Here is a 14,995-nt window from a genome sequence, read left to right as displayed (position 1 = left end):
CTCAGCCTCTGGTTTCCTCCGTTGCCCCGGCAGGCTCAACAGGACGTGCCAGAGCCTCATCAATGAGGGCAACAGTCTCCTTCAGGCCAAACAAAGCCGCAAAAATGCCGAAGCGGGGGCCCTCTTTCTGCCCCAGCAGCACCTCATACAGGCACCCGAACCAGGACCGCAGCTCCGGCTTGGCAAAGTAACGCTTGCCGACCTCAAATACGACATTCTGCACATCATCCGGAGTCGCATTGTCCGGCACCGTCTTCAGCGTTGCTGCGAGGTCTTCCAGACCTTTGCGCTCTGTCTCCGTCGGAGCACGGAACACCTTGGTCGGACGGACACGCTCATTGAAGTAATCCAGAGCGTGCTGCACCAGCCGTGCCACATAAGGATGTGTCTCTGGCGACAGGCTGGAATCATAACGCCGCAGGAACTTCCAGAGTGTCTCCACTTCCCTGGCATTGGCCACACTGGCCAGATTCAGCAGGGCTGTGAAGGAAACCGGGCTGGTATCCTGCGGGCGCAGTTTCCCTTCATGGATGAACCATACCGGGTTGGAAAGGAACTCCTCTGCGCTCTGCTGCTCACCCTTCTGCACGAGGGCCAGATATTCATCCGTGGCTCTGGGGATCATGTCCGTATAGAGCCTTTTGGCACGGGTCGGCTGCTGGAACATGTAATGAGCCAGACTCTCCGACGGGCCGTACCGCAGCCATTCCTCCACGGAGAGGCCATTTCCCTTGGACTTGCTGATCTTCTGCCCATTGGCATCGAGGAACAGCTCATAGGTCAGGTTCAGCGGTGGCTCACTGCCAAGAATGCGGCATATCCTGGAGGAAAGCTTCACACTGTCGATGAGGTCCTTGCCGGACATCTCATAATCGACACCCAGAGCATACCAGCGCATGGCCCAGTCGGCCTTCCACTGCATCTTGGCCTGCCCGCCATAGACGGATGTCTCAAAGCTCTTCCCGTCCTCGTCCTTCCAGACGACTGTTCCGGCATCCGGATTCACGCTGATGATGGGCACCTGCATGACACGGCCCGTCTCGGGATGGATCGGCAGCACAGGGGAATAGGTCGCCCGCCGTTCCTTGCCCAGCGTGGGAGCGATCACCTCGATGATGCGGTCATGCTCTTCCAGAACACGCTTCAGGGCCGCATCGAAGATGCCGGACGTGTAGTAATCGGTTGCAGAAGCAAATTCATAATCGAACCCGAACGCATCAAGGAACTGGCGCAGGCGGGCATTGTTGTGCGCCGCAAAACTCTCATGCGTGCCAAACGGATCGGGAATACGGGAGAGCGGCAGGCCAAGATGCTCAGCCAGCATCTCCTGCTGGGGGACATTGCCCGGCACCTTGCGCAGGGCATCCATGTCATCAGAAAAGGCCAGAAGACGGGTCTGGCGACCTGTCAGCTTCTCAAAAGCCTGCCGGACCCATGTCGTCCGGGCCACTTCGCCGAACGTACCGATATGCGGCAGGCCGGAAGGCCCGTAGCCTGTCTCCATCAGAACCGGTTTGCTGGGGTCCCTGTCTGCCACACGGGCAGCCAGTTTACGGGCTTCCTCAAACGGCCAGAGCTTGGGGAAAGACGAATCATTCTGGGGAGAAGGCGTTTTGTTCTGCATAAGACTACGTTAATTATGAACCCTCCCCCCTCTGGTCAAGTATGCAGGCGGGGCGTGCACTGCTTTCCCCTCGCAGAAGGAGGACTTCCTGTGTATGAGTTGGAGCATGCCCAGCCTGTTCCGCTCCTACCTTGATGCGCCAGCCCTGATCGCACGACATGGCCTCTCCTCCCTCATCACGCCTGATGGTGAGGTGCTGGACATTCCCCTTGCCGAAGTCCGGGACATGCTCCGCCAGCTGCCGCCGCCGCTACTCATCCACGGGCCTGCCACGCTCCGTCTGCTGGAACTGCCCCCGGAACCTCTTCCCGCTCCCTGGCTGGACCTGCTGGAACTCTTCCTTCTCGTCCATCCGGCCCGGAGCGTGACCCCGACAGCCCGTGGCCTCGCCCTGGAGCTGGGCCTTGCAGAACCGACGGATACAGCTCCCCTACAGGCCGACAGTCTCTACCGTATTGCCCAGCACCTTCTGGATGAGCTGTCAGGACAGCCTTCCCAGAAAATCGCCACGCTCCACCTTCTGCTGCCCACTCTGGACCAGGCCGGATGGAGCTGGCACGACATCGTGAAAGAGGCCCTGCCTCCTCCCTCTGCATCTTCGGGACGATCCAGAGAAATTGATGCCCTGAAAATATGGCGGCGCCTGCCCCAGTGGGAGGAGCGTGCGCCCCGTCCCCCTGCTGGCAGCCAGCCAGTCAGCCAGCAGGAAGCCCGCAGGCGTCTTTCCGCCCTGCTGGGCAGGCATGCAGAACCCCGCCCCGGTCAGGCCGATTTTGCCTCGGCCACCAGCTACGCCTTCACCCCCCGGGATGTCGCCAATGCCCCCAACATCATGCTGGCCGAGGCGGGTACCGGCACGGGCAAGACAATGGGCTACATCGCCCCGGCCAGCCTCTGGGCCGAAAAGAATGACGGAGCTGTCTGGGTCAGTACCTATACCCGCCATCTGCAACGGCAGATCGAACAGGAACTGACCCGTCTTTACCCCGATCCGACAGAACGGCATGAGCTTGCCGTCATCCGCAAGGGGCGGGAAAACTATCTCTGCCTCCTGAACCTGGAAGATATCACCACCGCCCTTCTCAACCGCCAGCCACAGGCGCAGCCTGGCCTCATCCCGCTGGTCTTTCTCGCTCTCTGGGCCGAGACCACGGAAGATGGCGACCTGATGGGGGGCGACCTTCCCGGCTGGTTCGGGGACCTGTTCCAGCCCGGGCTGCTGAACATGATTGCCGACCGGCGGGGCGAGTGCATCCATTCCGCCTGCCCGCATTATCAGAGCTGCTTCATCGAGCATGGCATACGCCGTGCACAACATGCCCGGTTCGTCATCGCCAACCATGCGCTCGTCCTGTCCCAGGCAGCGTGGAACGCCATGCTGCCGCAGGACATGGCACCCGGCAATCTGGCAGACGAAAATGGCGTCCCCACCCGTTATGTCTTTGATGAAGGCCATCACATCCCTGATGCGGCAGACAGTGCCTTCTCTCTGGTCTTCTCCGGGCTGGAAGCAGCCGACCTGCGCCGCTGGATACTCGGGGCTGAGGGGAGCCGCTCCCGTGCCCGTGGCCTGATGCGCCGCATGGAAGACCTGATGGAGCGCCTGCCAGCCCTCAAGGATGCCCTTCAGGAGCTTGTCCTTGCCACACAGAAAGGCCTGCCACGCCCCGGCTGGAGCGGACGCCTGCATGAGGCCCGGCAGGCCCGCATGGCCCCGCCGCCACCAGACGTCCCCCCGCTGGAAGACAGGCCTGCCACCCCGCCTGATGACGATGAGGAAGACCCTTTCCCCCTCGCCATGGTCGAGGAAGCGTCCCTCCCCCAACCGGCCGAGGCGTTCCTCCAGATGCTGGACATGCATCTGGATGCCCGCATAGCGGAAATACAGATGCAGACCCGCGGCCAGCAGGGCCATTATCCTCGCCAGGAATGCGACCTGCACCCCATACCCGCCCCGCTGCGTGAGCACGCCGAAACCCTGCTCACGGCCCTTCAGGACATCGTCACCCCGCTGGACCGGATCATCCGGCACCTTCAGGAAGCTCTGGAAGCGCAGGAGGAAGACCCCGATACAGCCTTCCAGCAACGGCTGGAGGGAACCATACGCAGCCTGCATCGCCGTGCCCTCTCCCGCCTTCAAGGGTGGATCAGCATGGTACGGGCCATCATGGAGCAACCCGTTGCCCAGACAAGCCTGCCGACCTATGTGGACTTCATCCACCGGGAGCCTTTACCCCCCACACGGCTCCTCCAGGGAGGACACGACATTGCCCTGAACCGCCACTGGCTGGACCCGACCATTCCCTTCGCCAGCACCCTGCAAAGCACCACGCACGGGCTGCTCATCACCTCCGCCACCCTGCGGGACCGCAGCCCGGATGAAGACGGGGAAGCCGGATGGGAAAAGGCTGAGCGACGACTGGGCACGGCGCATTTCCTCAAGCCCCCCATGCGGGCTGCCCTGATGAGTCCCTTCGACTATGCCCACCAGACACGGGCCTACATCATCACGGATGTCTCACGGGACCCGGCAGCACAGGCGCAGGCCTTTCAGGCTCTTTTTGAAACAGCCAATGGAGGAGCTCTGGGGCTTTTCACAGCCATTCAACGGCTGAAAGAGGTCCACCGCCGCATCCATGAGCCGCTGGGGATGAAGAACATCCCCCTCTACGCCCAGCATGTGGACGCCATGAACAACGCCACGCTGGTGGATGTCTTCCGTACCGAGACGAACAGCTGCCTGCTGGGCACGGATGCCATGCGTGATGGCGTGGATGTCCCTGGAGAGGCCCTCCGCATGGTGGTGATGGAACGTACCCCCTGGCCCCGGCCCGACATTCTTCACCGGGAACGCCGCCGCCATCTTTCCGGCGGCAGGCCGGGCGATTATGACGACCTCATCACCCGGATGCGCCTGCGCCAGGCCTTCGGGCGCCTCATCCGCCGGGCTGATGACCGGGGCGTGTTCATCATTCTGGACAGCCGGATGCCGTCCCGCCTTCTCTCCGCCTTCCCTGATGGCGTACCTGTCCAGCGTCTACCGCTGAGCGAAGCACTGACAGACATTGACGACTTCCTGAACAGGTAAAACACAAAAAAGCCCCGCTCCCGAAAGAGCGAGGCTTTTCTTTCTGCCTGTACGGGACAGGAGGCCATCCCGGCCAGAGTGACCGGGATGGGGAAGGATGAGCGATCAGAAGCCGCCCATACCACCCATGCCACCCATTCCGCCCATGCCACCCATACCGGCACCAGCAGCATCGTCGGACTTCTTCTCCGGACGCTCGGCAACCATGGCTTCGGTGGTGATCAGCAGGCCAGCCACGGAGGCTGCATCCTGAAGGGCCGTGCGGACGACCTTGGTCGGGTCAATGATACCGGCAGCCACGAGGTCCTTGTACTCACCCTTCTGGGCGTCAAAGCCTTCGTTGTAGTTGCTCAGTTCCAGCACCTTGCCAGCAATCACGGCACCATCTTCACCAGCATTGTGGGCGATCTGGCGCAGCGGAGCCTGAAGAGCCTTGCGGACGATCTGGGCACCAGCACGCTGGTCGTCATTCTCGAAGGTCAGGTCATCGAACAGCAGGCTTGCACGGGCCAGAGCCGTACCACCACCCGGGACGATACCTTCCTCAACAGCGGCGCGGGTTGCGTGCAGGGCATCATCAACGCGGTCCTTGCGCTCCTTCACCTCGACCTCGGTGCTGCCACCGACGCGGATGACGGCAACGCCACCAGCCAGCTTGGCCAGACGCTCCTGGAGCTTCTCACGGTCATAGTCGGATGTCGTGGCTTCGATCTGAGAGCGGATCTGGGCGCAACGGCCCTTGATGCCCTCGGCAGCACCGGCACCCTCGACGATGGTGGTGTTCTCCTTGTCGATATGCACCTTCTTGGCCGTGCCAAGCATGTCCAGCGTGACGGATTCCAGCTTGATGCCGATATCCTCGGAGACGACCTGACCACCGGTCACGATGGCGATGTCTTCCAGCATGGCCTTGCGACGGTCACCGAAGCCCGGAGCCTTCACGGCAGCGATCTTCAGGCCACCACGCAGCTTGTTGACGACCAGCGTGGCCAGAGCCTCACCATCGACTTCCTCAGCGATGATCAGCAGCGGGCGGCCAGACTGCACGACGCTTTCCAGCAGCGGCAGCATCGGCTGGAGAGAAGAGATCTTCTTCTCGTGGATCAGGATGTAGGGGTTTTCCAGATCAGCCGTCATCTTCTCCGTGTTCGTCACGAAGTACGGGGAGATGTAGCCACGGTCAAACTGCATGCCTTCCACGACATCCAGCTCGGTGTGCAGGCCCTTGGCCTCTTCCACCGTGATGACACCCTCGTGACCGACCTTCTCCATGGCTTCGGAGATCATCTTGCCGACTTCGGACTCGCCGTTGGCAGAGATCGTGCCGACCTGGGAAATCTCATCCTGGGAGGAGATCTTCTTGGTGCGGGTCTTCAGTTCTTCCACGACACGCAGCACGGCCTTGTCGATGCCACGCTTCAGGTCCATCGGGTTCATGCCGGCGGCGACAGCCTTGGCACCCTCACGGATGATGGCCTGGGCCAGAACGGTAGCGGTCGTGGTGCCGTCACCAGCCACATCGTTGGTCTTGGAGGACACTTCACGCACCATCTGTGCGCCCATGTTCTCGAACTTGTCGGCCAGCTCGATCTCCTTGGCGACGGAAACGCCGTCCTTGGTGATGCGGGGGGCACCGTAGCTCTTGTCCAGAACGACATTGCGGCCCTTCGGACCGAGCGTCACCTTCACGGCATTGGCAAGAATATCAACACCACGGAGCATGCGCTCACGGGCATCAGCACCAAATTTCACGTCTTTAGCAGCCATAACACCTAATTCCTTCAAAGATGGTCAGAGAGAAAAATGTCCGGGAATGTGGCCTCAGCCGACGATGCCCAGAATGTCGCTCTCTTTCATGATCAGCAGGTCTTCACCGCCGATCTTCACCTCGGTACCAGACCACTTGCCAAACAGGACACGGTCGCCAGCCTTGACATCCAGCGGCACGACCTGACCCTGCTCATTGCGGGCACCGGACCCAACGGCCAGGACCTCGCCTTCCATCGGCTTTTCCTTGGCGGTTTCAGGAATGATGATGCCACCGGCGGTTTTTTCTTCACCGTCCAGACGGCGGACCACTACACGGTCGTGAAGGGGACGAAACTTCGTCATGGATCACTCCATTTTAGGCTGGCCCTTCCATAAAGCAGCGCAGCCGGGTTATTGCGCTCATCCTAGCAGCGCACCAGTAAACTCCCCGATCAAACGGGGCGAATGAGAGATAGTGACGCCCCCCTGTAGCGTCAAGAACTCCCCTCCGAGGCACCGGAGATTTTTTAATCGTTCTTACTTTCAAACAAACATTCATGAACAGGCGCATCCTGTCATGAGCCACACCGTTTCATTCCCTCTTGCTCCTGACCACGAAGAGGTGAAAACTTCTCTTTTCCATTCCCTGAAAAGGGGCGTCTTTACAGGATCAGGAGAGGCCATCATGGACCTGCATCTGCAAGAACGAACAGCCATCATCATGGGAGGAAGCCGGGGGCTGGGACTGGGCATTGCCCGATCCCTGGCACGGGAAGGCGTCCGCCCCTGTCTGCTGGCCCGTGATGAAAACAGACTGCGGCAGGCCGCTCATGATCTGGCAGCCGATACCGGCATCACCCCGCACTGGCATGCCGTGGATTTCTCGGCACCAGACAGCGTACAGACCTGCCTGACAGCCCTCCAGAATATCATGCCGGAGACGGACATCATCATCGGCAATGGCGGCGGACCGCCCCTGGAGCCTGCCACGGCCTGCGATCCGGCACTCTGGCAGAAAGAAACCGCCACGATGCTTCTGCCTGTCATGCAGCTTGTCGGCCAGTATCTGCCGGGCATGAGGCAACGACAGTTCGGCCGGATCATCATGGTGTCCTCCACCAGTATCGTGGAGCCCATTCCCAACCTCGTTCTCTCCAGCGCACTCCGCTCCGCACTGGCCAGCTGGGGCAAAACCCTCGCCCGGGAGGTCGCCCATGATGGCGTGACGGTCAATACGCTGCTGCCCGGCCGCTTCGAGACGGACCGCGTCGCCACCCTGAACAGAATACGGGCTGAAAAGGCTGGTATTCCGCTCGAAGAGTTCCGCAGGCAGAAAGAAAACGGCGTGCCCGCAGGCCGCTACGGCCAACCCGAAGAGCTGGGGCACATGGCCGCCTTTCTGGCCAGCCCTCTGGCGGCCTACATCACCGGGACCCGCATCCCGGTTGACGGGGGCCTGCTTCACGGTTTCTGAAAGCCCTGCATGCAGAAAGACCTCCCCGCCATCCGGCAGGGAGGCCCTCCCTTCACAAAGCCATCAGGCTGGCGCTCAGCTGAACAGCACACGCCCCGCAACAGCGTCCAGACGGGCCAGAACGGAGAAGTCTCTGGCTTCCGGCGGCGTGATGATGGCATTGTCCAGCGCACGCTCGGCTGCACCGGTACCGGTGCAGATGGGGCGGGCCTTGCCAAGGGCCGGAATGGCCCGGCGGACAAGCTCCCGGGCATGTTTGGAGTTGCTCTTCATGGTACGGACGACAGCATCCACCGTGACGTGCTCATGCTCTTCGTGCCAGCAGTCATAATCGGTCACCATGGCAACGGTGGCATAGTTCATTTCTGCCTCACGGGCCAGACGGGCCTCCGGCATGTTCGTCATGCCGATGACCGACGCCCCCCATGAGCGATAAAGCTCGCTCTCGGCCCGGGTGGAAAACTGCGGCCCCTCGATCACGACATAGCTCCCGCCCCGTGTAACCGTGATACCCAGCTTTTCGGCCTCATCAGCCAGCGTGGTGGCCATGCGGGCGGAAACCGGCTCACCCATGCTGACATGGGCCACACAGCCTTCCTCAAAAAAGGTCCGGGGGCGCCCCTGTGTCAGGTCAATGAACTGATCCACCAGCACAAAATGGCCCGGAGCCAGCTCTTCCTTCAGAGACCCCACGGCAGAGAGAGAGATGATGTCCGTCACACCGGCCCGCTTGAGGGCATCAATGTTCGCACGGTAATTCAGACGTGAGGGCGGAATGGGATGCCCACGGCCATGACGGGGCAGAAACACGCAGCGCACCCCCTCCAGCGTGCCAAAGAGGAGCTCATCGGAAGGAGCGCCCCAAGGGGATTCACAACGCCGCCACTCCCGGTTTTCCAGCCCGTCAATCTCATAAAGGCCTGAGCCCCCGATGACACCAATGACAGGTTCGATCATCTTGTCTGCAACCATAAATCCTCACTCCATCCTGCCTCGACCCGGTCGCCGCTCGCAGGGCACACAGTCCCGCACAACCCTTCCGGCAGTCCTCTCATCAGATAGCGGACAGTCTTTCAGAAGACCAACCCAAAAATCAATAGGCAGGGTTGCCTGCCCTTTTTACAACATCAGGAAAAGCCAGTAAGCCAGAATGAGCCTTTTGGCCTATGAACAACATGACAACCCAGAGTGACAAACCATCCATTTCTGCCCCACACAGATCAGGAGATGCCCATGCCATCCTCAACGCCTTTTGCCCTGCCCGACCTGCCCCATGTCGGCCTGACGGACGAGGCCCGCCGCTGGTTCGAAAGCCTGCGTGACAGGATATGCGCCGCCTATGAGGCTCTGGAAGACGAGGCAGCAGCCGGGGACGCTCCCGTTCTGGCCGGGCATGAGCTGCCGGGGCGTTTCCAGCGTACGGCCTGGGAGAGGCCTGAAGGTGGCGGTGGCGTCATGTCTGTCATGAAGGGGCGTGTCTTTGAGAAGGTTGGCGTGAATGTCTCAACCGTCTGGGGGGAATTTTCACCAGAATTCCGCAAGACCATTCCCGGTGCGGCGGAGGACCCACGCTTCTTTGCCACAGGCATCTCTCTGGTGGCCCATCCCTGCAACCCCCATGTCAGTGCGGCGCATTTCAACACCCGCATGATCATCACCTCAAAGGGATGGTTCGGTGGGGGTGGCGACATCACGCCCATGTTCCCTGAAAGCCCGGAAGCCCTCGAAGATGCGGCCACGTTCCACCGGGCCTTTCAGGAGGCCTGCGACAGACACGACCCGGACTACTATCCCCGCTTCAAGAAATGGTGTGATGAGTATTTCTTCCTGAAACACCGCAACGAACCCCGTGGGCTGGGCGGCATCTTCTATGACTGGCTGGACAGCCAGAACCTCGCCAATGACTTCACCTTCACCCGGGATGTGGGAGAAGCCTTCCTGAACAGCTATGCCGGCATCGTCCGGGGGCGGATGTTCACTCCCTGGACGGATGGAGACCGTCAGGCCCAGCTCAGGCGACGGGGCCGTTATGTGGAGTTCAACCTCCTTTATGACCGGGGGACGCTCTTCGGCCTGAAAACAGGCGGCAATACCGAGGCCATCCTGATGTCCATGCCACCAGAAGTCATCTGGCCCTGAAGCATTCATGTCCAGCTCCATACGGAGCTGGAGAATGATCAGTCAGCATAGCCCTGCGGATGAGCCTGCCGCCAGCGCAGGGCTGTTTCAACAATCATGTCAAGCCCTGCAAATCTGGGCGTCCAGCCTGTATCGGCGTGCAGTCGTGCCGGGTCTGCCACCAGTCTGACAGGGTCTCCTTCCCGCCTTGGAGCAGGCTCCCAAGGTACCGACCGGCCGCTTACCCTTTCAACACTGGCAATAACCTCCAGATTGGAATAACCACACCCGGTCCCGATATTGTAGCATATGCTGCCCTGCTCCATCTGCTCCAGCGCCCTGAGATGGGCTTCGGCAATATCGGCGACATGCACATAGTCACGAATACAGGACCCGTCCATCGTTGGATAATCCAGGCCAAACAGCTTCAGCGTTGGCCGCATTCCCAACGCAGCCTCGATCGTCAAAGGAATCAGGTGCGTTTCAGGGCGATGATCTTCACCTGCCCTTCCAGCGGGATCGGCCCCAGCAGCATTAAAATAACGCAGGCAGGCGCTTCTCATGCCGTATATCCTGTCAGCCCAATGCAGGACACGTTCGATCATGAATTTGCTTTCCCCATAGGGGGAACCGGGATCAACAGATGCCGCTTCTGAAATGAGGCCAGTGCGCTCCGTTCCTCCAAACAGTGCCGCTGTGGAGGAAAAGACAAATTTCTTCACGCCATGGGCCACACAGGCTTCGATGAGATTGAGCGTGGTGAGATAATTCCGCCTCAGATAATGGAGGGGCCTTCTCACACTGTCACCAACACGGGACAGGGCAGCGAAATGCAGCACACCATCCCACGGCCCCTGGGCCATCACACCCGCTGTGGCCTCCTGACTGGCCAGATCGACCAGAAAGAAAGGGACGTCAGGTGGCACGGCTGCCCGATGCCCTGTGCTCAGATCATCAAGAACAGCAACTTCATGCCCTGCATCCAGCAGGGCAAGCACGACATGACTGCCAACAAAACCGGCACCACCCGTCACGAGATAACGCATCGGGGCCTCCTGACCAGAAAAGCCCCGAAAGAACTCACGACATCTGAAAACAGTCCGTTACTGGGCAATGGCTCATCCTGTCCCTACCTGACAAACACGCCATGGTATCCGTGCGGGTCATCATGGGACTTTCCGGCAGCACAGTGCCTCAGCCATCACTCCCAATAATGCCATCCACCAGCACATGGGGCAGCCCACGGGGACAGACCTCCAGACGGGTCTGGACACCATAGACATCTCCCAGCACGGCAGGTGTTGTCACGGCCATGACAGCCCCCTGTGCCACAAGCCGACCATCCCGCATATAGACAACATCATGAGCACGTTGCAGAGCGATGTTCAGATCGTGAACAACCAGTAGCGTCACGATATCACGTTTCCGTGTCTCACGACGGACGACGTCCATGACGGCAAACTGATACCGCAGGTCCAGCGCACTCAAGGGTTCATCCAGCAGCAACATGGCCGGACGGCGCACCAGGGCCTGCGCCAGTCCCACCATCTGCCGCTGACCACCGGACAGTTCATCCATGTAGCGCAGGGCCAGCCTACCGATACCCAGCTCCTCCAGAACGTCGGTGCTTTCCCGCAGGGCACACTCGGCAGACACGGCCTCCCCCGCCCGACGGGCCACCATCACCGCCTCGATCACCTGAAGATGAACGGCAGGCGGCAGGCTCTGTGGCAGATAGGCAGCCAGCCTGGCCCGCTCACCAACCCCCAGTTTTGAAAGATCCTGCCCGGCAAGGCGAACACATCCCTCCGCTCGGGTCAGGCCGGCAACCCCCCGCATGAAGGTGGACTTGCCCGAGCCATTCGGCCCCAGCAGGGCCGTCACACGCCCGGCCCGCATGGGGGCAAGCGTCATGTCATGCAGGACCTGCCGCCGCCCATAATGGACACTGAAATTTTCAACTTCCAGCTGATGTGTCTGACAGTTCCCCATTTCAGGCCCCCTTTCTCAGAACCACGGCAAGGAAGAAAGGAATTCCCACCAGTGAGGTAACAATCCCCACCGGAATCACGACCCCCGGCAGAATGTTCTTGGCCGCGATGGAGGCCAGCGACATGATGAGCCCACCGCACAGGGCAGCCCCGGGCAGATAAAAACGATGATCCTCCCCCAGCAGGCGGCGGGCAATGTGGGGCGCAACCAGCCCCACGAAACCGATCGTCCCGACAAAGGATACAGCCAGGGCAGACAGCACACTGATGCGCAGCAGAGACATCATCCGCAGGCGTTTCGTATCCACACCATAGCTTGCAGCCCGGTCCTCTCCCAGCCGCAGGGCTGTCAGGGCCGGAGCCGCCCGGAAGCAGAACGGCAGCACCAACAGGCAACCGAGGCTCATGACGGAAATCTTGCCCCAGTCAGCCCGGGTCAGGCTACCCATCGTCCAGAAAACAAGGTCCTGAAGAGCATCCTCATCAGCGATGAACTGCATCAAGGCCACGAAGGCATGAAAAGTGAATACCAGCGCAATACCGAACAGCACCACCATGGCCGTGGAATGGCCCCGTGCCCGGGCCACCAGCTCCAGCAGACCAGCCGAACCCACAGCAAACACGAACGCCTCCAGCGGGACCATCCAGTTTTCCGGCACATAAGGGATATGCCAATGCAGCACGATGGCCAGAGAGGCCCCAAATGCCGCCGCCGCCGACACACCCAGCGTGTAAGGGCTGGCCAGGGGGTTATCCAGCACCGTCTGCATCTCCCCACCGGATATTCCCAAAGCAACGCCCACCAGGGCCGCCATCAGGGCATAAGGCAGGCGGATATGCCATACGATGACGGCATTCGTCCCGGATGAGGGATGCATGAGCGCATGAAACAAGGCCGCCGGGCCAAGACCGGCCGGGCCCAGGGAAAAATCAAGCAGTATGGAAAAAAGGATCAGCCCTGCCATCAGGCAGAGGACACCCACCCTGTGGCGGGTCAGCTTTACATAGGATGCCTGTATGCCTGTCAATCGTGCGGCAAGACGGGCCATTTCGTCTGATGGCCCGTCTGTTCTGGTCTCTGTCTCTTTAATGGGCATTCGCCTTGATCCAATATGTCCCGCTGTTCGGCATCACTGTAAAACGGCTCTGTACCAGGCTGCGGTCAGCATCCGGGTCCAGATCCCTGAAGCGTTCGGGATAAAACCATTTTGCCATGACCTCAATGGCGAGAATATTGAACGGACTGTCATAGAACGTGTGCCAGATACCATAGGCACGTCCATTGCGGACCGCCCCAAGCCCGGCAAGTTCAGGCGCTTTCAGCAGGGCAGCAAGAGAGGCCTGCGCCATCTCCGGCGTCACCTGTGATCCCATCTTCAGGCCCGGCCCGCTGTTGCCCGGCCCCCGGGTGCCATCCAGAATCAGCACGTCGGGATCTTTGGCGATGACCATCTCTGCCGAAACATCGCCGATATAACCCGGCAGAAGATCGGCTGCGATGTTGCGCCCCCCGGCAGCCTCGATAAAGGCTCCCATGTTGCCTCGCCCTGCCGTATGGCAGCAGCTCTGCCGCGCCCCGGCCAGCATGTTGATGAACACGCTGGGGCGTTGGGCCTCCGGGATTGTCTCCACGACAGACTGGATGGCCTTCAGGCGGCTTTCATAAAAATCCGTATAGGCTTTTGCTTCTGCCTCACGCCCGAGGGCCTGGCCGAGAATGACCATGCTGGGAACGGTCGTTTTTACCGGGTCCTGCCGGAAATCCACAAACAGGACAGGCACATGCGCTGCCCGCAGCCTGGCCGTCACATCACCAGTCTGCCCGGGACCATGGCCGGTCGTGCTGAAAATGGCGAGATCAGGATGAAGGTCCAGCACCTTTTCCGGACTGATCGTATCAGCGGTTGTCCGTCCTATCACGGCGACCTTGTCAGCCTCCGGAAATGTCTTGAGCATCTGCTCATAATTCTGTCTGTCGGCCTCCCGGAATTCCCCCTGCCAGCCGACGATACGGTCAAACAGATGCTTTCCCTCCAGAGGCTCCAGGGCGTAGATCAGCCGCCCTTCTCCCAGAATGATGCGCTGGGGATGATCCGGAACGGACACGACCGCCCCCGTGATGTCCCGCACATCCTTCGCCTGAGCCTGATGGACTGGCCACATACCGCCAGCCAGGGCTGCCAGCATGACGCCGGCAGAGCCAAACAGGGCTTTCAATGAAACCATGATCTTGCGCCTTTCCCGGAAAGGTCATCCCGCAGGGACACCGTGCCCCCCCATGGATGAAACCTCCTGCTTTAATTGATAATCATTCTCGACATTAATGTTATAGAAAACCTCTTCCCCTTCTCCAAGATCGGAATGATCCTCCCTTTCCTCTTCTAGCGTTTTTTCCGCAAAAGAAGCCGCAAGGCACCCTGATTTCCCTGATGGCTGTGCACCACACCCAGCACCATGGGCGCTATGTCGGCACGATGCAGCCAATGAGGCAATTCCCGGCGGATGCTCCCTCCCCGGATGCCACTGCCCAGCCCGGTAACGACCTCGACGCAGCGCCACCCCATGACACGGCTGCGCTGCATGAAGCGGTGAAACTCCTCAAAAGCCTCCTGCACGACGTAGCCATGCAGGTCGAGCCGGGCATCCACACGCATCTGCCCACGGGACAGACGACGCCACTGCGTATCATCAAGGCCAGGAGCACGGACCCCCACATGCGGGGCAGGACGGGGACGGGGTGCCTTGGCCGGCTGGGCCATCACCAGCCTGACCGTCATCATCCCTGTATTCCGCCCCCCTTCCGACTGGCGGGCTACCGTACTCTCCGTCTTGCCAGTCTCCTCCCGGACAAACCTGCCCGCAGCCTCCCTTCGCCCCCGCAACGGGGCAACATCCCGGACGAAAGCTTTCCACAGCGCCGCTTCATCATCACCCAGAGTCCGTCTTGCCAC

Annotated in this window: 12 protein-coding genes; 3 read left to right on the top strand and 9 right to left on the bottom strand. The window is 60.6% G+C overall.

From position 1 onward, the window contains the following. Position 1: 1 nt before the first annotated feature. The gene (locus tag ASO19_RS04005) at positions 2 to 1,624 is read right to left on the bottom strand and encodes a lysine--tRNA ligase (protein ID WP_103765449.1); all 1,623 of its coding nucleotides are present in this window, start codon (positions 1,622 to 1,624) and stop codon (positions 2 to 4) included. A 106-nt stretch (positions 1,625 to 1,730) separates the two neighbouring features. Between ASO19_RS04005 and ASO19_RS04000 the strand changes: the two genes are divergently transcribed. After that, entirely contained in the window at positions 1,731 to 4,712 is a 2,982-nt protein-coding gene (locus tag ASO19_RS04000) for an ATP-dependent DNA helicase (RefSeq protein ID WP_103765448.1), read from the top strand. 105 nt (positions 4,713 to 4,817) lie between these two features. Here ASO19_RS04000 and groL read toward each other — a convergent pair whose 3' ends face one another. Together groL and groES are read right to left on the bottom strand one after the other, a co-directional pair. Next, positions 4,818 to 6,479 (bottom strand): chaperonin GroEL, encoded by a 1,662-nt coding sequence (groL, locus tag ASO19_RS03995; protein WP_043560525.1) that lies wholly within the window; start codon positions 6,477 to 6,479, stop codon positions 4,818 to 4,820. 54 nt (positions 6,480 to 6,533) lie between these two features. Next, complete coding sequence (gene groES, locus ASO19_RS03990; RefSeq protein ID WP_043560528.1) at positions 6,534 to 6,824, bottom strand: co-chaperone GroES; 291 nt, start codon at positions 6,822 to 6,824, stop codon at positions 6,534 to 6,536. Between the two features lie 322 nt (positions 6,825 to 7,146). Between groES and ASO19_RS03985 the strand changes: the two genes are divergently transcribed. After that, positions 7,147 to 7,935: an SDR family oxidoreductase gene (locus tag ASO19_RS03985; RefSeq protein WP_043561370.1), complete on the top strand. Its 789-nt coding sequence runs from the start codon at positions 7,147 to 7,149 to the stop codon at positions 7,933 to 7,935. 75 nt (positions 7,936 to 8,010) lie between these two features. Here ASO19_RS03985 and ASO19_RS03980 read toward each other — a convergent pair whose 3' ends face one another. Next, entirely contained in the window at positions 8,011 to 8,907 is an 897-nt protein-coding gene (locus tag ASO19_RS03980; RefSeq protein ID WP_043560531.1) for an S-methyl-5'-thioadenosine phosphorylase, read from the bottom strand. A 261-nt stretch (positions 8,908 to 9,168) separates the two neighbouring features. On the opposite strand from ASO19_RS03980, the gene hemF reads away from it, so the two are divergent. After that, entirely contained in the window at positions 9,169 to 10,074 is a 906-nt protein-coding gene (hemF, locus tag ASO19_RS03975; RefSeq protein ID WP_103765478.1) for an oxygen-dependent coproporphyrinogen oxidase, read from the top strand. Positions 10,075 to 10,112: 38 nt separating this feature from the next. On the opposite strand, the gene galE is transcribed toward hemF, so the two are convergent. From galE to ASO19_RS03950, 5 genes are all read right to left on the bottom strand, one after another. Beyond that, entirely contained in the window at positions 10,113 to 11,099 is a 987-nt protein-coding gene (galE, locus tag ASO19_RS03970; RefSeq protein ID WP_103765447.1) for a UDP-glucose 4-epimerase GalE, read from the bottom strand. 148 nt (positions 11,100 to 11,247) lie between these two features. Next, entirely contained in the window at positions 11,248 to 12,045 is a 798-nt protein-coding gene (locus ASO19_RS03965) for an ABC transporter ATP-binding protein (protein WP_043560539.1), read from the bottom strand. A gap of 1 nt (position 12,046) precedes the next feature. Continuing rightward, on the bottom strand, positions 12,047 to 13,093 hold the full coding sequence (locus tag ASO19_RS03960) for a FecCD family ABC transporter permease (protein WP_052349086.1): 1,047 nt from the start codon (positions 13,091 to 13,093) through the stop codon (positions 12,047 to 12,049). Positions 13,094 to 13,130: 37 nt separating this feature from the next. Beyond that, positions 13,131 to 14,270 (bottom strand): ABC transporter substrate-binding protein, encoded by a 1,140-nt coding sequence (locus ASO19_RS03955; RefSeq protein WP_043560542.1) that lies wholly within the window; start codon positions 14,268 to 14,270, stop codon positions 13,131 to 13,133. Positions 14,271 to 14,425: 155 nt separating this feature from the next. Continuing rightward, on the bottom strand, positions 14,426 to 14,995 hold the full coding sequence (locus ASO19_RS03950; RefSeq protein ID WP_258036072.1) for a Smr/MutS family protein: 570 nt from the start codon (positions 14,993 to 14,995) through the stop codon (positions 14,426 to 14,428).

Origin of the sequence: Parasaccharibacter apium (genome assembly GCF_002917995.1) — a bacterium.
GTDB lineage: Bacteria > Pseudomonadota > Alphaproteobacteria > Acetobacterales > Acetobacteraceae > Bombella > Bombella apis.
This window is presented reverse-complemented; position numbering and strand designations above follow the sequence as displayed.